The following is a 20,717-nucleotide window of genomic DNA, read 5'->3' as shown; positions in this document are numbered from 1 at the left end:
TGCCCATCCAGGTGCGGCCGGTGACCAGCTGGAACGGCCGCGTCGAGATCTCCTGGCCGGCGCCGGCCACGCCGATGACGACCGACTTGCCCCAGCCGCGGTGAGACGATTCAAGGGCCTGCCGCATGACTTTCGTGTTGCCGGTGCAGTCGAAGGTGTAGTCGGCGCCGCCGATCTGGTCGGCGCCGCGCTTGGTCATGTTGACGAGATGAGCCACGATATCGCCGTCGATCTCCTTCGGATTGACGAAATGCGTCATGCCGAATTTTTCGCCCCATTCCTTCTTGTCGTTGTTCAGGTCGACGCCGATGATCATGTCGGCGCCGGCAAGCCGCAATCCCTGGATGACGTTGAGGCCGATGCCGCCGAGGCCGAAGACTATCGCCGTCGCGCCTTGCTCGACCTTGGCCGTGTTGATGACAGCACCGATGCCGGTGGTGACGCCGCAGCCGATGTAGCAGATCTTGTCGAACGGCGCGTCGGGATTGACCTTGGCCACCGCGATCTCGGGCAGCACCGTAAAATTGGAGAAGGTCGAGCAGCCCATATAGTGGAACAGCTTGTCCTTGCCGATCGAGAAGCGCGAGGTGCCATCAGGCATCAAGCCCTGTCCCTGGGTGGCGCGGATGGCGGTGCACAGATTGGTCTTGCGGGACAGGCAGGACGGGCACTGCCGGCATTCCGGCGTATAGAGCGGGATGACGTGGTCGCCCTTCTTGACCGAGGTGACGCCCTTGCCGACGTCGACGACGATGCCGGCGCCCTCATGGCCGAGGATCGCCGGAAAGAGGCCTTCCGGGTCGGCGCCCGACAAAGTGAACTCGTCGGTGTGGCAGATGCCGGTTGCCTTGATCTCGACCAGCACCTCGCCATCACGAGGGCCTTCGAGGTCGACCTCCATGATCTGCAGCGGCTTTCCGGCGGCGACAGCGACTGCGGCGCGCGTTTTCATCAGGCAATCCTCCCAAGGCAAATCTGCAGTCCAAGCTTAGATTTAACTTACCTCTCAACTCTGCGCTATGCACGAAGCGACGTTCCGACCCCGGATTTTCGTCAGTGCCCGCGGATTTGCATTCGAGATAGGCCCCGACTTTGCCTTGACCGGCCCCCTGAAGCCCATAAAACGGGAAGCCCATAAAAGAAGGGCAGCCGAGGGACGAGGCCTGCATGTTCACAAAGATCCTGATCGCCAACCGTGGCGAGATCGCCTGCCGCGTGATCAAGACGGCGCGCAAGATGGGCATCGCCACCGTCGCGGTCTATTCCGACGCCGACCGCGATGCCGTGCATGTCGAAATGGCCGACGAGGCGGTGCATATCGGCCCTTCGCCCGCTGCACAAAGTTATCTGGTCCCGGAAAAGATCATCGCCGCCTGCAAGGCGACAGGGGCTGAGGCCGTGCATCCAGGCTACGGTTTCCTGTCCGAGCGGGCATCCTTTTGCGAAGCGCTGGAGCGGGAAGGCATCGTCTTCATCGGCCCGAAGCCCAAGGCCATCAAGGCGATGGGCGACAAGATCGAATCGAAGAAGTTCGCCAACGCCGCCAAGGTGTCGACGGTGCCCGGCTGGCTTGGTGTCATCGAAAACGCCGCCCATGCCGAAAAGATCGCCGGCGAAATCGGCTATCCCGTGATGATCAAGGCCTCGGCCGGCGGCGGCGGCAAGGGCATGCGCATCGCCTGGAGCAAGGCAGAGGTGCGCGACGGCTTCGACCGGGCGCGGTCGGAGGCCAAGAGCTCGTTCGGCGACGACCGCGTCTTCATCGAGAAGTTCATCGTCGATCCGCGCCATATCGAAATCCAGGTGCTCGCCGACGCCCATGGCAACACGCTCCATCTCGGCGAGCGCGAATGCTCGATCCAGCGACGCAACCAGAAGGTCGCCGAGGAGGCGCCGTCGCCGTTCCTCGACGCCAGAACGCGGAAAGCCATGGGCGAGCAGTCGGTGGCGCTGGCCAAGGCAGTCGACTATCAGAGCGCCGGCACGGTCGAGTTCATCGTCGACAGCGACAAGAACTTCTATTTCCTTGAAATGAATACGCGATTGCAGGTCGAGCATCCGGTAACGGAGCTTGTCACCGGCATCGATCTGGTCGAGCAGATGATCCGGGTGGCGGCCGGCGAAAAGCTCGCCATCAAACAGAGCGACGTCAAGCTGAACGGCTGGGCGATGGAAAGCCGTCTCTATGCCGAAGACCCGTATCGCAATTTTCTGCCGTCGATTGGCCGGCTGACGAAATACCGGCCGCCGGAAGAGGGGCAATTCGGCGAGCTCGTCATCCGCAACGATACCGGCGTCACCGAAGGCTCGGAAATCTCGATGTTCTATGACCCGATGGTCGCCAAGCTGTGCACCTGGGCGCCGACACGGCTCGCGGCAATAGATGCGATGTCGGAGGCGCTGGACAGTTTTGTCGTCGATGGCATCGAGCACAACATCCCGTTTCTGGCGGCGCTGATGCAGCATCCGCGCTGGCGGGAAGGGCGGCTGTCGACCGGCTTCATCGCCGAGGAATATCCGGGCGGCTTCACGCCGATCGTGCCTAGCGCCGAGGAGAAAGCGGTGCTGGCAGCGATCGCCACCGCGGTCGAACTCCTGCGCCGCGACCGGCTCGACCGGTTGGGCGGGCGGTTGGCGCCGCATTCGGGCGCCTTGAAGCGCGATTGGGTGGTGAAGATCGGCGAGGACTATCTTTCGGTCGCCGTCGCTGAGGGCATGATTTCCATTCCGATGGAGCTCGACCTGTCGATCGACGGCGGCAAGCCGCTGACGGTGGCATCCGACTGGCGGCCGGGTGATCTCATCTGGCGCGGCAAGGTCGGTGGCCGCAAGGTCGCGGCGCAGGTCAGGCCGGCGCTGAACGGGTTCCGCATTGCCTGGAAAGGCATGTCGGTGACGGCGCGCGCCATGCTGCCGCGCACCGCCCAACTCGAAAGGCTGATGCCGGAAAAAGTGGCGCCGGATACCTCGAAGATGTTGCTTTGCCCGATGCCAGGCCTCGTCGTATCGATCGCCGTTGCCGAGGGGCAGGAGGTCAAGGCCGGCGAGACGCTGGCCGTGGTCGAAGCGATGAAGATGGAAAACGTGCTGCGCGCCGAGCGCGATCTCATCGTGTCGAAGCTCAACGCCAAGCCAGGCGACAGCCTTGCCGTCGATGCGGTGATCATGGAATTCGCGTGAGGCTGAAACCCGCCTGAGGCTGGCGGGACAGAGGGGCGCGCGAAGGAACGCGACCTTGCAATTGGTCGAACACGCTCGCTTGAGGAGGGACAAGGCGAGGCCGTGAGGAATTCGCATTTTTTGCCCCCAACAGCGTATTTTGTTCTTGCTTTGTGCCGGCAGCTATGCTATTAATTTGGGCATGGTGCTGATTGGCGCTGACGACCCGCCCGCCGTGGCGGGTTTTTGTTTGGGGCTTCTTTTCGACCAACGTGGCGGGTACTGCCGACCTCAATGTCGGCGGGACAGCGCCGCTCTCTGTCCTGCCGGACATCTCCTCCACGAGGGAGGAGATTGGCAGCTTCGGTGGCAGCGCCTTTTCTACCGACGGAAGCGGTTGCTAGCTCACAAAGCTCCAATCGCTTCCGCTGGACTCGTGTTATCTGCTGCCGGACAATACTTCTTTATCGACTGAGTCCTTTCAGGCAGCGCGAAAAAAACCATGGCGGATGAGAGACTTCCACGCGATCCCTTGCTGCGCGAAGCCTATGCCAAGGCGTCGCGAGCGGAGGCGCCGGCGCGCCGGTTCATTCATCTGCGCGTGCATTCGGCCTATTCGCTGCTCGAAGGCGCCTTGCAGCTCGGCAAGATCGTCGGTCATGCGGTGCAGGACGAGTGCCCGGCAATCGCCGTCACCGACACCAACAATCTGTTCGGCGCGCTGGAATTCGCCCAGAAAGCGGTAAAGGACGGCATCCAGCCGATCATCGGCTGCCAGATCGACCTCGCCTTTTCCGGCGAGGCGAGCGACAGCCAGCGCGACCGCAGGCGCCAAGGGCCGGAGATGCGGCCGGTGGTGCTGATCGCCGCAACCGAGGCCGGTTACAGCAATCTGGTCAGGCTGGTCAGCCGCGTCTACCTCGAGACACCGCCCGGCGAAGCGGTGCATCTGACGACGGAGATGCTGCAGGGCCACTCCGACGGTCTGATCTGCCTAACCGGCGGGCCGCGCGGCCCGATCGGCAATGCCTTGAAGGAGGACCGCCGCGAACTCGCCGAGACGCGGCTGCTGGCGCTCCAGGGCCTGTTCGGCGACCGGCTCTATGTCGAGCTGGAACGGGTCTCCGGCTACGATCGCGCCATCGAGCAGTCGTCGGTCGACCTCGCCTACCGCCACGATCTGCCGCTGGTTGCCACCAACGAGGCGTTTTTCTTTTCTCGTGAGGACTACGAGGCGCATGACGCGCTGATCGCCATCGCCGAAGGTTCCGTGGTCGCGGCCGACAATCGCCGCCGCCTGTCGCCGGACAATTTCCTGAGAAGCCAGGCCGATATGGCGAGGCTGTTTGCCGACCTGCCGGAAGCGATCGACAACACGGTCGAGATCGCGTTGCGCTGCTCCTATTATCCCAAGACCCGCAACCCGATCCTGCCGCGCTTTGCCGGTGGCGACGTCGCCGACGCCGAGGCGGCGGTGAAAGCGGAGGCGCAGGAGCTTGCCAGGCAGGCGCATGAAGGGCTGGAGGCGCGGCTGGCCGCGCATGGGCCGACGCCCGGCTACACGGCCGAGCAATATCGCGAAAGGCTGGATTTCGAGCTCGGCGTCATCGAGAAGATGAAATATCCCGGTTACTTCCTGATCGTCGCCGACTTCATCAAATGGGCCAAGGTGCAAGGCATTCCGGTCGGGCCGGGCCGCGGTTCGGGCGCCGGCTCGCTGGTCGCGTATTCGACGACCATCACCGACATCGATCCGCTGCGCTTTTCGCTGCTGTTCGAGCGCTTCCTCAATCCCGACCGTGTGTCGATGCCCGACTTCGACATCGACTTCTGCCAGGACCGGCGCGAGGAGGTCATCCGCTACGTCCAGCAGAAATACGGCCGCGACCAGGTCGGCCAGATCATTACCTTCGGCACGCTGCAGGCGCGCGCGGTGCTGCGCGACGTCGGCCGCGTGCTGCAGATGCCTTACGGCCAGGTCGACAAGCTGAGCAAGATGGTGCCGTCGAACCCGGCCAATCCGGTCAAGCTCGCCGACGCCATCGCCAACGAGCCGCGCTTTGCCGAAGAGGCCGAGCGGGAGCCGATCGTGCAGACGCTGCTCGACACGGCGCAGAAGCTGGAAGGCCTCTACCGGCACGCCTCGACGCATGCCGCCGGTATCGTCATCGGCGACCGGCCGCTGTCGGAGCTGGTGCCGATGTACCGCGATCCGCGCTCGGACATGCCGGTCACCCAGTTCAACATGAAATATGTCGAGCAGGCCGGGCTGGTGAAATTCGACTTCCTTGGCCTGAAGACGCTGACGGTGCTGGACAGGGCGGTCAAGCTGATCCGCCGCCGCGGCATCGAGATCGATCTGGCCAAGATTCCGCTCGACGACCCCGATACCTACGCAATGCTGTCGCGCGGCGAGGTGGTCGGCGTGTTCCAGGTGGAAAGTGCCGGCATGCGCAAGGCGCTGATCGGCATGCGGCCCGACTGCATCGAAGATATCATCGCGCTGGTCGCCCTCTACCGGCCGGGGCCGATGGAGAACATCCCGACCTATAACGCCAGAAAGCATGGCGAGGAGGAGATGGCATCGATCCATCCGAAGATCGACCATCTCGTCAAGGAGACGCAAGGCGTCATCGTCTACCAGGAACAGGTGATGCAGATCGCGCAGGAGCTCTCCGGCTATTCGCTGGGCGAAGCCGATCTATTGCGCCGTGCCATGGGCAAGAAGATCCGCGCCGAGATGGACAAGCAGCGCGAGCGCTTTGTTTCCGGTGCGGTCGAGCGCGGCGTCGGCAAGCCGCAAGCCGACTTCATTTTCGACCTGCTGGCAAAGTTCGCCGACTATGGTTTCAACAAATCGCATGCCGCCGCGTATGCCGTCGTCTCCTACCAGACCGCCTATCTGAAGGCGCACTACCCGGTCGAATTCCTGGCCGCGTCGATGACGCTCGACATGGGCAATACGGACAAGCTCGCCGATTTCCGCCAGGATGCGCTGCGCCTCGGCATCGAAGTGGTGGCGCCGTCGGTGATGACGTCGTTCCGGGATTTCGAGGTCGGCGAGAACCGCATCTTCTATTCGCTGGCCGCGCTCAAGGGTGTCGGCGATGCGGCGGTCGAGCACATCGTCGCGACGCGCGGCGAAAACCCGTTCAAGAGCCTCGCCGATTTCTGCGAGAGGGTCGATCCGAAGATCGTCGGCAAGCGCGTATTTGAAAGTCTGATCATGGCCGGTGCGCTCGACTGCTTCGGTCACGACCGCGCGGCAATGATGGCCGGCGTCGAGCGGATGATGGGGCTGGCGTCGCTGGCGCAGCAGAACGCGGTCACCGGCCAGCACGACATTTTTGGCGCCTCGCTAGGCGCGCAATCGCAGGCGCTCAACCTGCCGGCGACCGACCCCTGGCTCGCCGCCGACCGCCTGCACCGCGAATTCCAGGTGGTTGGATTCTATCTCTCCGCGCATCCGCTCGACGAATACAAGGCGGCGCTGCAGAAGATGCGGGTGCAGAACTGGGGCGAGTTCTCGGCCGCCGTCAAACGCGGTGCTGCCGCCGGCCGGCTTGCCGGCACCGTCACCACCAAGCAGGAACGCAAGACGCGTACCGGCAACAAGATGGGTGTCGTGCAGTTTTCCGACACGTCGGGGCAATATGAAGCGGTGCTGTTTTCCGAGGGACTGGCGCAATACCGCGACCTGCTCGAACCCGGCCGCTCGGTGGTGATCACCGTTTCGGCCGAGGACAGGCCCGAAGGCGTCAATCTGCGCATCCAGACCGTGCAGTCGCTGGAGGACGAGGCAAGCCGCATCCAGAAAGCGCTGCGCATCTTTGTCAGAAATGATGGACCGGCATCGACAATCCAATCGCAGCTTGGCCAGCGTGGCGACAGTCAGGTGAGCATCATCGTTATCAAGGAAGGCGGCGAGGGCGAGGTCGAGATCGAACTGCCCAACCGCTACCGCGTGTCGCCGCAGATTGCGTCGGCGATGCGTGCGGTGCCGGGCGTGGTCGAGGTGGAACTGGTGTGATCTAACGCGATTAGCACGGTTCCGTTTGTTTCGACCGTGTTCGCCACCCCAGCGCCAGCATTGCCCGGTGACAATGCCGCTGGTATCGTGAGCTCACCCGCCCATACCATCAACTCGTCTTTTCGGTTGCCGGCCTGGGTCTTTTGGCGGCCGGGGAGCGTGTCATGGATGAGCGGACAGCCGCTGCCGAACTCCAGAAGATGGTCAACGGGTTCCAGGTATCTCAGGCGATATGCGTCGCCGCCACGCTGGGCATTGCAGATCATCTCAAGGACGGAAAACGCGCCAGCGGCGAACTTGCCGCGTTGACCAATACCCATCCCCAGGCGCTCTACCGGCTGCTGCGCGCCCTTGCGTCGGTCGGCGTGTTCCATGAAGCGGAAGACCGGTTCTTCTCACTAACCCCGGTTGGCAGCGCGTTGCGATCCGATGTTCAGCATTCGGTCGCGCCGTGGGCGATTCTGGCCGGACGGCCCTATTTCCGTCGAGCATGGAGCGATCTGCTGCACAGTGTCAGCACCGGCGAAAACGCCTTTCGCCACGCTTATGGCAAGGGCGTTTGGGAATATCGGGCGGAGCACCCGGAAGAGTCCGTCATCTTCGACCGGGCGATGACGGCCATGTCGCGTGGCGTCGCCGCCGCGGTGATCGCGGCCTATGACTTCCGGCCGTTCTCCGTCGTTATGGATGTCGCGGGCGGGCAGGGCGCGCTGCTTGCCGAAATCCTCTGCCGCAATCCCGGCCAGCGCGGCATTCTTTTCGATCAGCAGCAGGTAGTGGCGAAGGCCGGCCCGGTCTTTGACGCCGCGGGCGTGGCCGATCGCTGCGACATCGTCGCCGGCGATTTCTTCGTCTCGGTGCCCGAAGGCGCCGATGCGATTGTGCTTAAATGGATCCTGCATGACTGGGACGACGACACAAACACCCGGATCCTGAAAACCTGCCGCCGGGCGATGCGCCCAGAAGGCAAACTGCTGGTGCTTGAGAGCATTCTGGCGCCGCCCAACGAAGGCGCCAGCGCAAAATTCGGCGATCTGAACATGTTGATCATGCCGGGCGGGCAGGAGCGCACGGCGGAAGAATTTAAGTTGCTGCTTGCGGCATCGGATTTCCAGGTCTCGAATATTGTTGAAGCCGGACCTCGCATCAGCATCATCGAGGCGAAACCGGTCTGATTGTCTTCCGGGTCTGAAACTCTCCGAATGTTCTCAAGAGCCATAGCGGCTTCTCCCTGCTCCGCCCCTGGACGGCTGGTGCCCCGAACGTTATCGCAGTCGTCATGAAGGTAGCTGACAAGAATAGGGCGCAGGATCTTTCGGCGTTGGCGCGGCTCCGCGACAGGCTGCGCAAGCTATATCACGGGCGCACACCGGCGGCGTTCCGGTTTCAGCTTGCGGCTGTTGTCATCGACCTTGCCATCATTGCCTTTTTCATCGCCACGCCGGTGATCCAGAAGTCGTCCTCGTTCCTCTGGCTGGATTACTCCGTGGCAGCACTTGTCGCCGCCGACATGATTGCCCGGCTGCTTGCCTCCAACGACATGCTGCGCTTGATGAAACAGCCGGCGTCGTGGATCGATGGCTTCATCCTGTTGACGCTGCTGATGCCTGCAGCGCTGGCCAATCTGGGTTTTTTGCGCATCCTGCGGCTGTGGTCGCTGTCGCGTAGCGGCGCGCTGTGGCGGTTTTTCGAGATGCGCGGCTTCAGGCGATGGCGCGAGGCTAGCCGCGCGGTCATCAACTTCCTGACGTTCCTCTTTGTCATCACCGGTTTCGTCTACACCTTCTTCTTCCGCACCGTGGGCGGTCTCGAGAGCTATGTCGATGCGCTGTATTTCACTGTCGCCACGGTCACCACGACCGGTTTCGGTGACATCGTCCTGCCCGGTGTGGCCGGCAAGCTCACCGCGATCGCCACCATGATCATTGGCATATCGCTGTTCGTCCGGCTTGCGCAGGCGCTCTTCCGTCCCGCCAAGGTGTTCTTTCCTTGCCCGCAATGCGGGCTGCAGCGGCACGAGCCCGACGCCGTTCATTGCAAGGCCTGTGGGCACGTTCTGAACATACCCGACGACGGCGATTGAAACTGCAGCGCTACGCTGCTGCCGCTTCAGCAGGTTTGGTGGCTTTTTTCTGCAGATTGAGCAGATTGCCGAGCAGGATCAGCAGGGCACCGCCGGCGGTGAAGGCGTCGATCTGCTCGTGATAGAGCAGCCATCCGATCATCGCCGACAGCGGCACACGCAAAAAGTCCATTGGCGAGATGACCGTCGCATCGGCATAGACAAGTGCGCGGGCCATGCAGAAATGCGACGACATGCCGGTAAACGCGATCAGCAGGATCCACGGCCAGAGCTCGAGCGGCGGGTTTTGCCATTCGTATAGCGCCGGGGCGAGGCCAAGCACCGACTGGATGATCAGCATCCAGAAGATAATGCGCACGACGCTGTCCGTCCGCGTCAGCGATTTGACCAGGACCACCGAGACGCCGAAGCAGACCGCGGCGCCCAGCACGATAACATGCCCCGGATTGACCGCGCCGACGCCCGGACGCACGATGATCACCACGCCGATCAGCCCGAGCACGATCGCCGCAAGCCGTGGCCGGGAGAGCCTTTCGCCGAGGAAAGCGACCGCCAGCAGCGCGGTCCAGATCGGCGTCGTGAATTCGATCGAGATCAGCACCGCAAGCGGGATCAGCGTCAAGGCGTAAAGCCAGGCAGCCTGGCCGGTATAGTGGACGACGTTGCGGGTGATATGGGCCAGCGGACGACCGGTGCGCATCGCCGGAAAACCGCCTGACATCATGACCAGCGGCAGCAGGATGAAAAAGCCGATCACCGAGCGCAGCTCGAGCACCTGGAAAACGTTGAGTTCTGCCGTCGTGGCGCGGCCGGCCACCGACATCGCCAGGAACGAGGCGATCGACAGCGCCATCCAGAACGCGGCCTTGGGGATCGAGGGTGCGGGTGCCATGGGCGCTATGTCGCAAGCCGGCGCTTTCATCGCAACCGCTAGCCGACGCATTCGACTGGGCCAGCCGTGCAGCGTTGCAAACAGTGATGTTGAAGCCGGAACCCGCCGCTGAGGGGAGCGTTGGTCCCTCAGTGTTTGCGTGCTGTGTTTTGGATACCAACGAGGAGCGGTCCGATGAAATCACTTGCACGATTTGTACTTGCCGGCTGCCTGACGGCCGGGGCTGGCGCAGCACACGCCGACGATCCGGATTTTCTTCGCTCATTCCAGGGGAATTTCGCCGGCAAAGGCATCGTCAAGGTGACCACCGATGCGCCGACGGTGAATGTCTCCTGTCACTTCAATTCTGACGCGACGTCGAGGTCGCTATCGCTCGACGGCAGCTGCCGCGGTCTTATCGTGGTAACGCGCGATATCAGCGCGGATATCAAGTCGAGCGGGACGAAATACACCGGCACCTATGTCGGATCGCGCACCGGGCCGGCGCAACTCAGCGGCAGCCGCTCGGGCAATGCGATCAATCTTGGCATCCGTTGGGCGAAGGAGGTCAATGGCGATCGCAAGGCGCAATTGACGGTCGAGAAGAATGGCGAGGACGGCATGCGGCTGACCGTTATCGATACCGATCCGAAAACCGGAAAAAGGGTGGTGACCAGCAGGATCGATCTGCGGCGCACCTGAGCAGGGCATATTCAGGTGATGCCGGCCTGCGAACGGCGGCTTCCTGCGCTTCCGGTGCTTGCGTACCCGAAAGTACGCTCCGCTCCGGTTCTCGGAAGCCACCACTCTCCTGACCTGAATCTTAACATGCCCTATGCCGTATCACTCCTCGATCGGCTCGGGCGGATGGGCATCGCGGCCCTTGCCGAAGGTATAGCCGGTTTCCACCGCCCTGCGGCCAAACTTGCCGCGCAGCGTGTCGATGGCGCCTTCGGCCATGGCGCGCTTGCGTGACTGGACGTCGACCAGGTCGGGCGGGTCCGCCCTGTCATCGTCGGAGAGATCGCTGACGCCAATGCCGAGCAGCCGGTATTTTGTGCCATCCGCTTCCTTGCGCAGCAGCTCGAGCCCGGTCGAAAAAATGCGGTCGGCCAGCCGGGTCGGATCGCCGAGCTGGCGATTGCGCGTGCGGATCTTGAAATCCTGCGTCTTGAGCTTGAGGACGACCGTGCGTCCGGCAATGCCGGATTTTTTCAGCCGGGCCGAGACCTTTTCCGACAGCGCCCTCAGCACCGAGACCAATTCGTCGACGGAGGCAATGTCGGTATCGAAAGTGGTTTCGGCGGAGACGCTTTTCGCGTCCTGGCCGGGAACGACGCGACGGTCGTCCTCGCCGCGCGACAGCCGGTAGAGCCGGTCGCCCATGACGCCATAGCGGCGCATCAGGTCGCCGCGCTCCATGCGCTGCAGCTGGCCGATGGTGCGGATGCCGTCGCGCTCAAGCGTGGCGGCAAAGGCCTTGCCGACGCCCCAGATCAGCGTCACCGGCTGCTCGGCCAGGAAGCCGGTCGCCTCGGCCTCGCCGATCACCGAAAAGCCGCGTGGCTTGCGAAAATCCGACGCCACCTTGGCCAGGAATTTGCAGTAGGAAAGGCCCGCCGAAACGCTGATGCCGATCTCCTTTTCGACGCCGAGCGCGAAGCGCGCCAGCACCACCGCAGGCGGCAAGCCATGCAGGCGCTCGGTGCCGGCGAGGTCGAGGAAGGCCTCGTCGATCGAGAGCGGCTCGACCAGCGGCGTCAGCGCCTGCATCATAGCGCGCACCTCACGGCCGACGCGGACGTATTTTTCCATGTCCGGCGGGAGGACCACCGCTTCCGGGCAGGCTTCGAGCGCCTTGAACATCGGCATTGCCGAGCGCACCCCATGGACGCGAGCGATGTAGCAAGCGGTGGAGACGACGCCGCGCTTGCCGCCGCCTATGATCAAAGGCCGGTCCTTCAAGGCCGGATTGTCGCGCTTTTCGACCGCCGCGTAGAACGCGTCGCAATCGATATGGGCAAGACGCAGCCGGTAAAGCTCCGGGTGACGCGCGAGTCGCGGACTGCCGCAGCGCTCGCAACGGCGTGCCTCGCTGCCCTGGAAACTCAGGCAGTCGCGGCAAAAACCGTGTTCGGGATTGTTGACAGGGGCCGCCATCGCTGCGAACATAAAGAGAACAAATGCAATGGTACGACAGTGCGAGGCTGGCCACAAGGCGGCTGGCCGGGAGAGGATTGATGGAGACGATCATCGCACCGCTGACGCCTGAGCTTTGGGCGGATTTCGAGGACCTTTTCGGCAAGCAGGGCGCCTGTTACGGCTGCTGGTGTACGCATTTCCGGTTAGCGCCGGCGGTGCGCCGCGAGAGCAATCGCGAGCGCAACAAGGACCACATCAAGGCACGAATCGAGGCCGGGCCGCCGCCCGGCCTGCTGGCCTTCGAGGACGGCCAGGCGGTCGGCTGGATGCAGATCGGCCCGCGCGCCGACGTGCCCGAATGGAACAACCAGGGCAGGGGGTCGGCGCCGATCGACCCGGCCGACGCCACCGATCCGGGCGTCTGGGCGATCTCCTGCTTCTTCATCCGCACCAAGGCACGCGGCAGGGGCCTGTCGCACCGCCTGGTCGGAGGCGGCATCGACTTTGCACGGGAAAGTGGTGCATGGCTGCTCGAGGCGTGCCCGATCGACCTGTCGAAGGATTCGCGCTCGATCGGGCTGTTCGTCGGGTCGTCGCGGGTCTTCGAAAAGGCCGGGTTCCAGCGGTTGGTCGAGCGCAAGCCAGGCCGGCCGCTGGTGCGGCTGGTGCTGTAAGCGATGCCGCAACACATGGGCCTTCTCTTGCGGCTGTGATGGTATTTCCCTACCAGTGATAGAAACGGTGCGATTAAGTGAGGATCGACATGAAGCGCGTTTTGCCATTTGTTTTACTTCTTGCCTGCAGCGCACCGGCCTTCGGCCAGGCGGTCGACAGCCAAGGCGCCAAGCAGCTTTCCGACGATCTGGCGCACTATTTCGGCAAGAAGCTGTTCGATATCGGGTTCGTTAAAATTTCAGTCGACGGCGATGCCTACAAGCTGGCATTCGACTTCAAGCCAGTCACGGATTTGATGGCAAAGCAGCAAGCCTTCAAGTTCGACATCACGCCTTACTTCATGCTGGTCAAGCCACGCAAAGATGGACACTGGGACGTTTCGGCGGACGTGTCGCCCAAGGGGTCTATCGATTTCGGTGGCCCTGAGGGGCCGCAGCACATCGACTTCTCCGTGTCGGACAACAAGTTCACCGGAGTTTATGACCCCGACCTAGCCGCTTTCGCGAGCGCAACCGGTTCGATGGCTGGCATGACGATGACCACCCGAGAGCCCAAGCAGCAGGCGGATGTCACGGTCGGTCCTGGCACTGCCGTAATAGCTTCGACCAAATCCGCAAATGGCGGCATCGATTTCACGGTAACGGAAAAAATAACGAACTTCGCCGAAACGATCAAAGTCAACGATCCCAAAAGTGGGTTGAGTTTTCCGGCTGCTGTAAAAGCGCCTGAACTTTCCGTGGATGCGACCGGCAAGGGTTTACGGACAAAGCCGCTGCTCGACCTGCTTGCTTTCATCGTGGCGACTGACGATGAAGCCAAATTCAAGGCGAATGAGGCGGAGTTCAAATCGCTTCTGACGGCAGCACTGCCACTGTGGGAGCGGATCGACGGCACCTACGGCTTCAAGGACTTTGTGGTGGAGAGCCCGGTCGGCAAGTTCGGTGCGAAGCAATTGAATTCCGCCGTCGGCATGGACGGCATCGCCAAGGACGGCAAGATCAACTACGCGTTCAAGGTTTCCGGCCTGACAATGCCGCAGCAGGTGCTGCCCAGCTGGAGCGTTGCGTTGCTGCCGACGGATATCGACCTCAACTTCGGCGGCGCCAACATCGATCTGGACAGCATAGCGAAGAAAACCATAGAAACCCTTGATTTCAGAAAGGATCCACCGCTGCCGGCAGATTTTGGCAAACAGATCTCCGCCGACTTCCTGGCCAAGACGCCAAAGGTCGTTCTCGGACACAGCACGATCAAGAACGGCAACATCGAGATTGCGATGGAAGGCGAGATGACGTTCCCCGGCAAGAAGCCGGATGCGGACGTGACTGTCGACATCACCGGATACGAAAAGATCGTGGAGACCTTGCAGACGGCGGCGAAGACGGACCCGCAGGCCGCGCAGTATTTTACCGGCGCGCTGGCGATCAAAGGGTTTGGCAAGACGCTGCCGGACGGCCGGCTGGAATGGGTGATCAACACCAAAGCCGACGGTTCGGTGACGGTCAACGGCGCCATGCTGAAGCCGGCCGACCCCGTCGGGACTGACGACAGTGGGGAAGAGGCAACGCCGTAAAGCACCAGCAGTGGCCCGTCGTCTGCGGCAGGTTCTTCGATCTGCCCGCAGTCTCGGGATCGTCGCCTATATCGAATGCTCATGATTGTCGTCGCCGAGCGGGAGCGCCCGCAATGCCTTGCCGACTGCGGCGGGCGGCGTTCCGGTCTCCTCGGAAAAACGCATCAGCGTCGGCTCGTGAGCGAGGATGAACTGCAGCACGCCGGCCAGGAATCCCGGCTCGCCGGCCGCCCGGCGGATGGAATGGGCTTCGATGCCGGTGATCGCCAGGAAACGCGGCAGCAGCTCCGGATCGGCGGCGACGAAGCCCAATGCCTTCACGGCAAGGGTTTCCGCTTCCTCGCGCATTGACGCTGAGTTTGCCATCACTACCTTCTTTGGAGTGAAATGAGTCTCTTTTCGCAGTAATCGCAAGCGCCGCTTGCGGCAAGCTCTTCAATGCGGCGATCGAGGTGGAATCCGGCGGCTTTTGCCGCGGCCGGTTTCCGTTTCGTCAATCATATCGCTGTATAGTGAAGCAGGGTTTGATGCGTACCGGCGAGGGCGCATGACGGCATCCTTGGACAAAAGGGTCAGCCGGGACGGGAAATCGATGCCTAAGAAGGTTATGATCGTCGAGGACAACGAGCTCAACATGAAGCTCTTTCGCGACCTCATCGAAGCGAGCGGCTACGAGACGGTGCGCACACGCAACGGCCTGGAAGCGCTGGATCTAGCGCGGCAGCACAGACCGGACCTCATCCTGATGGACATCCAACTGCCCGAAGTGTCCGGCCTCGAGGTGACCAAATGGCTGAAGGAGGACGACGATTTGCATGTCATCCCGGTCATTGCCGTCACCGCATTTGCGATGAAGGGTGACGAGGAACGCATCCGCCAGGGCGGCTGCGAGGCTTATATCTCCAAGCCGATCTCGGTGCCGCGTTTCATCGAAACCATCAAATCCTACCTGGGCGATGCCTGATGTACCTTTGCAGCCGAGCCGGAGCTTTGTGAAATGACCGCGCGGATCCTCGTCGTCGACGACATCCCAGCCAATGTCCGGTTGTTGGAGGTTCGGCTGCTTGCCGAATATTTCGAGGTTCTGACCGCCACCAACGGGCCGGATGCGATCGAGATCTGCGAGAACGGCAAGGTCGACGTCGTGCTGCTTGACGTGATGATGCCTGATATGGATGGGTTCGAGGTCTGCCGGCGGCTGAAGGGCGACCCGGCGACATCGCACATCCCGGTCGTGATGATCACCGCGCTTGATCAGGTTTCGGACCGGGTGCGGGGCCTCGAGGCCGGCGCCGACGATTTCCTGACCAAGCCGGTCAACGATCTGCAACTGATGACGCGCGTCAAGAGCCTGGTCAGGCTGAAGTCGCTGACCGACGAGCTGCGGCTGCGCGCCTCGACGACGCGCAATATCGGCATCGAGGAGCTTTTGAGCCGCAACTTCGCTGCCGACGACGCAGTGCCAAAGGTGCTGCTGGTCGATGAGCGTAAGTCCTCCTTCGAGCGCATCCAGAAGATGCTGCGCGGCAGCGCCGATCTCGACGTCGCCACCGATCCGCATGCCGGCTTCTTTCAGGCTGCTGAGCTGCCCTACGAGTGCGTGATGATCTCGACGGCTTTCGCCGACTTCGACCCGCTGAGGCTCTGTTCGCAATTGCGCTCGCTCGATCGCACCCGTTTCCTGCCGATCATCCTTCTGGCGGACGAGGGCGAGGAGGGGCGCATCATCCGTGGCCTTGAACTTGGCATCAACGATTATCTGATGCGGCCGATCGACCAGCAGGAGTTGACCGCGCGGCTGCGCACGCAGGTGCGCCGCAAGCGCTACAACGACCAGCTTCGCGCCAGCGTCACCCAGACCATCGAGATGGCGGTGACCGATGCCCTGACCGGCCTGCACAACCGCCGCTATCTCGACAGCCATCTGCAGACGCTGTTCGACCGCGCCGTGGCGCGGCGCCGGCCGCTGTCGGTGATGATCACCGATCTGGACCGCTTCAAGACTATTAACGACACGTTCGGCCATGACGGCGGCGACGACGTGCTGCGCGAATTCGCGCGACGGCTGCGCAAGAATGTGCGCGGCATCGACCTGGCCTGCCGCTTCGGCGGCGAGGAGTTCGTCGTGGTGATGCCGGACACGGACGGCGCGGTGGCCGAAAAGGTCGCCGAGCGTATTCGCGCCGAAATCGCCCAGTTGCCGTTTCCCGTCGGCGCCGAAGGCAAAGCCGTCGAAGTCACCGTCAGCGTCGGCGTTTCGTCGGTGCTGAAAGGGGTGGACACGGTCTCGGCGCTGATGAAACGCGCCGACCTTGCGCTCTACGAAGCCAAGAGCGGCGGCCGCAATCGCGTCGTCGCCAAGGCGGCGTAGCGCCGAACACCAATTAGTCGGTCAACCCAACAGGGTTACGAATTTACCTTAATCCAAGCGATTTGCGAGGCTTGGTTAAGAAACGGTTGATTTCCATAAGTTGTTGCGCAAATGTGAAGCTCTAGACGGAACCGGCGCGAGGCTAGATTGCCGGTTCGATCCGAAGAATACCCCATGATGCTCAGGTCCGCCGCATCTCCTGGGTCCGTGGGGTCGGCCGGCCGGCGCTGGCACATAGTGGCCTCCTCGTACCGCTGCCAAACGCCGGCCGGCCCCCATTCCCGAAAACATCAGCACTCCGCGCCAAGGTACAGAAGACGCTGGGTTTTTGCCGTGGCAAGTAATCCCGCGCTGGGAGCAGCAAGCCGAGGCAAGGGGCGCGCGTCGTCAGCCGATTGACAGAGCCCGCCTTCTGTGTAGAAATTGGTTGGACCATTGAGCCATTTGGTGAACCCCTCGGCATGACCGAATTCGGCCTTTCTCCCATACAGGCGACTGCTCGCGACGACGCGGTGCTCAAGGCTCTGGCCGGCTTTGTGATGCAGGAAGCCCTCGGGCCGGGCCACAAATTGCCGACCGAACGCATTCTTGCCGAGCGCCTCAAGGTCAGCCGCAACACGGTGCGCGAGGCGCTGACGCGCTGGGAAGGGCTCGGCTTGGTCGAGCGGCGGCAAGGCAGCGGCACCTATCTCAAGGGAGCGGTTTCGCTGGACATGCTGCACATGCCGCTGACACTGGCGGGCGGCAATGATTTCACGAGCCTGATGCAGACGCTGGAGATCCGCCGCGCACTGGAAGCGGAAGCCGCCGCCCTTTGCGCCGTTCGCGCAGGCCAGGCCGAGATCGCCGAGATCGCGCGCAAGCTCGACATTATGGAGCAGGCCTTTCACACGCGCGCCGGCATGTCGGCGGAGGAGGACTGGGAATTCCACCAGTCGATCTACCGTACTTCCGGCAATCCGCTGTTCGAGCAGATCATCGCCGCCATGCACGAACTGTTCCATCGTTTCTGGGAACATCCGCTCGGCGTGCGTGATTTCGGCCACGCCAGCTTCCCCTTCCACCGCACCATCTTCGAATGCATCGCCGCGCACGATCCGGAGGGAGCCCGGGCAGAGGCGCTCAAGCTGATCGCCACCGTCGAGGACGATCTGAAGCGCGGCGCAGCCAAACTCAAACTTTCGGGCCAAAAATGAACGACCATCCCGCCGGTTTCGAACACGACTATCTCGCCGAAGCGGCGACGCTCCTTGCCCATGACGAGCCTTTCCCCGGCGGTGCGGTGGTGCCGCCGATCTACCAGACCTCGCTCTTCACCTTCGCCAATTATGCCGAGATGGCCGATACATTCGCCGGCAGGCGACGTCAGCCGATCTATTCGCGCGGCGATAACCCCACCGTCATGGAGTTCGAGGCGCGTGTCGCCGCTCTCGAAGGCGCCGAGGCCGCGCGCGGTTTTTCCAGCGGCATGGCGGCGATCAGCGCCACGGTGCTTGCATTCGTCGGTGCCGGCGAGCGCATGGTTGTCGTGCGCAATTGCTATGGCGATGCCTACCGGCTGTTCGAGCGGCTTTTGCCTCGGCTCAACATCAAGGTTGATTATGTCGACGGTTCCGATCCGGACGCAGTCGCCGCGGCGCTTCCCGGCGCCAAGCTGCTCTACTTGGAAAGCCCGACGTCGATGATGTTCGAGCTCCAGGACATAACGCATCTGGCGCGGCTGGCGAAGGAGCGGGGCATTGTCACCTCGATCGACAATTCCTGGGCGACGCCGGTGTTCCAGAAGCCGATTTCACATGGCATCGACCTGGTGCTGCATTCGGCCTCGAAATATCTCGGCGGCCACAGCGACACCGTCGCCGGCGTGGTGGCCGGTTCGGCTGCCCACATCCGACACATCAACGAACAGACCTATTCCTATCTCGGCGGCAAGCTTTCGCCTTTCGAGGCATGGCTGTTGCTGCGTGGCCTGCGCACATTGCCGCTGCGGTTGCCGCATCACATGAGAAGCGGGCTGACCATCGCCGAACGGCTGAAGGCACATGGCCATGTCGAGCGGGTCAACCACCCGGCCTATTCCAACCATCCAGGCAAGGCGACGCTTGCCGGTTATGCCGGGCTGTTCTCATTCGAGGTGACGGAAGACGTCGACATCCCGGCTTTCGTCGATGCGCTGAAACTCTTTCGCATCGGCGTCAGCTGGGGCGGCCATGAGAGCCTGGTCGTTCCGGCAAAGGCCTCGCTCGAGCAGACGCCGGGCCTGAATTCGATGGCGCGCTTCGGCGTCAGCCCGCGAACCATCCGCTTCAGTGTCGGATTGGAGAGTGTCGAAGACCTGTGGGCTGACGTTGCCCAGGCCTTCGACAAAGCAAAAAGATAAATGGAGCCGTTCAAAATGGGAGTGCTGAACATGAAGAAACTGAGCATCCTTCTTGGTGCCGTCGCGGGTCTGGCGATTTCCGCCGGCAACGTGCTGGCCGATTCCACGGTCAAGATGGTCGAGGTCATCACCAGTCCGCCGCGCACCGAATTCCTCAAGAAGCAGATCGCCGAGTTCGAGACGGCCAATCCGGGCGTCAAGGTCGAGCTGGTATCGCTGCCTTGGGGCCAGGCGTTCGAGAAGTTCCTCACCATGGTGCAAGCCGGCGACACGCCCGACATCGTCGAGATGCCGGAGCGCTGGATGGGCCTCTATGCGACGAACGGCCAGCTCGAGGATCTCGGGCCATACATGGCCAAATGGGACGATGCCAAAACGCTGGGCGAGCGTGCCAAGCAGTTCGGCTCGACGGTCAACAATAAGCAGTACATGATCCCTTACGGCTACTACCTGAACGCGCTGTTCTGGAACAAGAAGCTGTTCAAGGAGGCCGGCCTGGACGGTCCGCCGGCGACGCTCGATGAATTCGTCGAGGACTCCAAGAAGATCTCCGCGATACCGGGTAAATACGGCTACTGCCTGCGCGGCGGCCCGGGCGCCTTCAACGGCATGCACATGTTCATGAACATCGCCGCCGGCAAGGGTGGCTATTTCAACGAGGACGGCACCTCGACCATTAACGAGGAAGGCTCGGTTAAGGGCCTGCAGATGCTCGCCGACATGTACAAGAACGGTCTGGCGCCGAAGGATGCGGTGAGTTGGGGCTTCAACGAGACGGTCACCGGCTTTTATAGCGGCACCTGCGCCATGCTGAACCAGGATCCCGACGCGCTGCTCGGCATCGCCGACAAGATGAGCGCCGACGACTTCGCCGTGGCGCCGATGCCGGTCGGGCCGAGCGGCAAATCCTACCCGACGCTTGGTTATGCCGGCTGGGCAATGTTCGCCAATTCCCAGCACAAGGACGATGCCTGGAAGCTGATGGCAACGCTTTTGTCGCCCAAGGACAATCTGGAATGGGCAAAGGAAGTCGGCGTCATTCCGATCCACAACGGCGCCGACCAGGACGCCCACTTCAGGACCGAGCAGTTCAAAGGTTGGTTCGAGGAACTGAACAACGGCGACAAATACGAGATGGTGACGCCGCCGACGCATCTGGAAAACCTCGGCAATTTCGTCGACCAGGTGGCGATCAAGAATTTTCAGGAAGTGCTGCTTGGCCAGAAGGCGGCCAAGGATGTGGCCGACGAATGGGCCAAGTTCCTGACCAAGGAACAGCAGGACTGGCTGGCCAAGAACAAGAAATAGGCGCGCAGCTTTTCCTTCTTCCCGTTAACGGGGAGAAGGTGGCCCGAAGGGCCGGATGAGGCGCGGCGCAAGCATTTCAAGGTTCGTGCTGTCCCTCATCTGCCTGCCGGCATCTTCTCCCCGTG

At 62.4% G+C, this 20,717-nt stretch carries 16 protein-coding genes; 12 read left to right on the top strand and 4 right to left on the bottom strand.

Going from position 1 to position 20,717, the window contains the following annotated elements; genetic code table 11:
- A partial coding sequence (locus tag NKI85_RS32175; RefSeq protein WP_352780044.1) for an alcohol dehydrogenase catalytic domain-containing protein occupies positions 1-952 on the bottom strand: 952 nt, incomplete at its 3' end.
- Positions 953-1,167: 215 nt separating this feature from the next.
- Here NKI85_RS32175 and NKI85_RS32170 point away from each other — a divergent pair.
- The 4 genes from NKI85_RS32170 to NKI85_RS32155 all read left to right on the top strand — a co-directional run bounded on the left by NKI85_RS32170 (position 1,168) and on the right by NKI85_RS32155 (position 9,272).
- Entirely contained in the window at positions 1,168-3,180 is a 2,013-nt protein-coding gene (locus NKI85_RS32170) for an acetyl-CoA carboxylase biotin carboxylase subunit (RefSeq protein ID WP_352780043.1), read from the top strand.
- 481 nt (positions 3,181-3,661) lie between these two features.
- A complete protein-coding gene (gene dnaE, locus NKI85_RS32165; protein WP_352780041.1) occupies positions 3,662-7,189 on the top strand; it encodes a DNA polymerase III subunit alpha in 3,528 nt (1,175 codons plus the stop codon).
- A gap of 200 nt (positions 7,190-7,389) precedes the next feature.
- Positions 7,390-8,364 (top strand): methyltransferase, encoded by a 975-nt coding sequence (locus tag NKI85_RS32160; protein WP_352780039.1) that lies wholly within the window; start codon positions 7,390-7,392, stop codon positions 8,362-8,364.
- 104 nt (positions 8,365-8,468) lie between these two features.
- Positions 8,469-9,272: an ion channel gene (locus NKI85_RS32155; protein WP_352780037.1), complete on the top strand. Its 804-nt coding sequence runs from the start codon at positions 8,469-8,471 to the stop codon at positions 9,270-9,272.
- Positions 9,273-9,282: 10 nt separating this feature from the next.
- On the opposite strand, the gene NKI85_RS32150 is transcribed toward NKI85_RS32155, so the two are convergent.
- On the bottom strand, positions 9,283-10,164 hold the full coding sequence (locus tag NKI85_RS32150) for a DMT family transporter (RefSeq protein WP_352530838.1): 882 nt from the start codon (positions 10,162-10,164) through the stop codon (positions 9,283-9,285).
- Between the two features lie 174 nt (positions 10,165-10,338).
- Here NKI85_RS32150 and NKI85_RS32145 point away from each other — a divergent pair, with 174 nt between their 5' ends.
- Complete coding sequence (locus tag NKI85_RS32145; RefSeq protein ID WP_352780036.1) at positions 10,339-10,845, top strand: hypothetical protein; 507 nt, start codon at positions 10,339-10,341, stop codon at positions 10,843-10,845.
- 141 nt (positions 10,846-10,986) lie between these two features.
- Here the strand turns inward: NKI85_RS32145 and NKI85_RS32140 are convergent, their stop codons facing one another.
- Complete coding sequence (locus NKI85_RS32140) at positions 10,987-12,315, bottom strand: DNA polymerase IV (RefSeq protein WP_352780035.1); 1,329 nt, start codon at positions 12,313-12,315, stop codon at positions 10,987-10,989.
- A gap of 68 nt (positions 12,316-12,383) precedes the next feature.
- Here NKI85_RS32140 and NKI85_RS32135 point away from each other — a divergent pair, with 68 nt between their 5' ends.
- Complete coding sequence (locus tag NKI85_RS32135; protein WP_352780034.1) at positions 12,384-12,959, top strand: GNAT family N-acetyltransferase; 576 nt, start codon at positions 12,384-12,386, stop codon at positions 12,957-12,959.
- A gap of 89 nt (positions 12,960-13,048) precedes the next feature.
- Entirely contained in the window at positions 13,049-14,533 is a 1,485-nt protein-coding gene (locus NKI85_RS32130) for a hypothetical protein (RefSeq protein WP_352684113.1), read from the top strand.
- Positions 14,534-14,599: 66 nt separating this feature from the next.
- On the opposite strand, the gene NKI85_RS32125 is transcribed toward NKI85_RS32130, so the two are convergent.
- A complete protein-coding gene (locus NKI85_RS32125; RefSeq protein ID WP_352530848.1) occupies positions 14,600-14,899 on the bottom strand; it encodes a DUF3572 domain-containing protein in 300 nt (99 codons plus the stop codon).
- Positions 14,900-15,125: 226 nt separating this feature from the next.
- Between NKI85_RS32125 and NKI85_RS32120 the strand changes: the two genes are divergently transcribed.
- From NKI85_RS32120 to NKI85_RS32100, 5 genes are all read left to right on the top strand, one after another.
- The gene (locus tag NKI85_RS32120; RefSeq protein WP_006334976.1) at positions 15,126-15,497 is read left to right on the top strand and encodes a response regulator; all 372 of its coding nucleotides are present in this window, start codon (positions 15,126-15,128) and stop codon (positions 15,495-15,497) included.
- Positions 15,498-15,530: 33 nt separating this feature from the next.
- A complete protein-coding gene (locus NKI85_RS32115; protein ID WP_352780033.1) occupies positions 15,531-16,904 on the top strand; it encodes a PleD family two-component system response regulator in 1,374 nt (457 codons plus the stop codon).
- Between the two features lie 461 nt (positions 16,905-17,365).
- Complete coding sequence (locus NKI85_RS32110; protein ID WP_352780031.1) at positions 17,366-18,100, top strand: FadR/GntR family transcriptional regulator; 735 nt, start codon at positions 17,366-17,368, stop codon at positions 18,098-18,100.
- Positions 18,097-19,284 carry a PLP-dependent transferase gene (locus NKI85_RS32105; RefSeq protein ID WP_352780030.1) on the top strand — a complete coding sequence of 396 codons (1,188 nt, stop codon included), beginning with the start codon at positions 18,097-18,099 and terminating at the stop codon, positions 19,282-19,284. Before NKI85_RS32110 ends, NKI85_RS32105 begins: the two co-directional genes overlap by 4 nt.
- Positions 19,285-19,314: 30 nt before the next feature.
- A complete protein-coding gene (locus NKI85_RS32100; protein WP_352530856.1) occupies positions 19,315-20,592 on the top strand; it encodes an ABC transporter substrate-binding protein in 1,278 nt (425 codons plus the stop codon).
- Positions 20,593-20,717 lie beyond the last annotated feature (125 nt).

This window comes from Mesorhizobium sp. M0571, from assembly GCF_040320985.1.
Taxonomy (GTDB): Bacteria; Pseudomonadota; Alphaproteobacteria; order Rhizobiales; family Rhizobiaceae; genus Mesorhizobium.
The sequence above is the reverse complement of the archived record's forward strand: the minus strand, read 5'-3'. Positions and strand labels throughout refer to the sequence as shown.

Coding starts and splice junctions, on each gene's coding strand:
- NKI85_RS32125 (WP_352530848.1), bottom strand. CDS start 14,899: ATGGCAAACTCAGCGTCAATGCGCGAGGAAGCGGAAACCCTTGCCGTG.
- NKI85_RS32145 (WP_352780036.1), top strand. CDS start 10,339: ATGAAATCACTTGCACGATTTGTACTTGCCGGCTGCCTGACGGCCGGG.
- dnaE (WP_352780041.1), top strand. CDS start 3,662: ATGGCGGATGAGAGACTTCCACGCGATCCCTTGCTGCGCGAAGCCTAT.
- NKI85_RS32130 (WP_352684113.1), top strand. CDS start 13,049: ATGAAGCGCGTTTTGCCATTTGTTTTACTTCTTGCCTGCAGCGCACCG.
- NKI85_RS32170 (WP_352780043.1), top strand. CDS start 1,168: ATGTTCACAAAGATCCTGATCGCCAACCGTGGCGAGATCGCCTGCCGC.
- NKI85_RS32105 (WP_352780030.1), top strand. CDS start 18,097: ATGAACGACCATCCCGCCGGTTTCGAACACGACTATCTCGCCGAAGCG.
- NKI85_RS32110 (WP_352780031.1), top strand. CDS start 17,366: ATGACCGAATTCGGCCTTTCTCCCATACAGGCGACTGCTCGCGACGAC.
- NKI85_RS32150 (WP_352530838.1), bottom strand. CDS start 10,164: ATGGCACCCGCACCCTCGATCCCCAAGGCCGCGTTCTGGATGGCGCTG.
- NKI85_RS32160 (WP_352780039.1), top strand. CDS start 7,390: ATGGTCAACGGGTTCCAGGTATCTCAGGCGATATGCGTCGCCGCCACG.
- NKI85_RS32115 (WP_352780033.1), top strand. CDS start 15,531: ATGACCGCGCGGATCCTCGTCGTCGACGACATCCCAGCCAATGTCCGG.
- NKI85_RS32140 (WP_352780035.1), bottom strand. CDS start 12,315: ATGTTCGCAGCGATGGCGGCCCCTGTCAACAATCCCGAACACGGTTTT.
- NKI85_RS32100 (WP_352530856.1), top strand. CDS start 19,315: ATGAAGAAACTGAGCATCCTTCTTGGTGCCGTCGCGGGTCTGGCGATT.
- NKI85_RS32135 (WP_352780034.1), top strand. CDS start 12,384: ATGGAGACGATCATCGCACCGCTGACGCCTGAGCTTTGGGCGGATTTC.
- NKI85_RS32155 (WP_352780037.1), top strand. CDS start 8,469: ATGAAGGTAGCTGACAAGAATAGGGCGCAGGATCTTTCGGCGTTGGCG.
- NKI85_RS32120 (WP_006334976.1), top strand. CDS start 15,126: ATGCCTAAGAAGGTTATGATCGTCGAGGACAACGAGCTCAACATGAAG.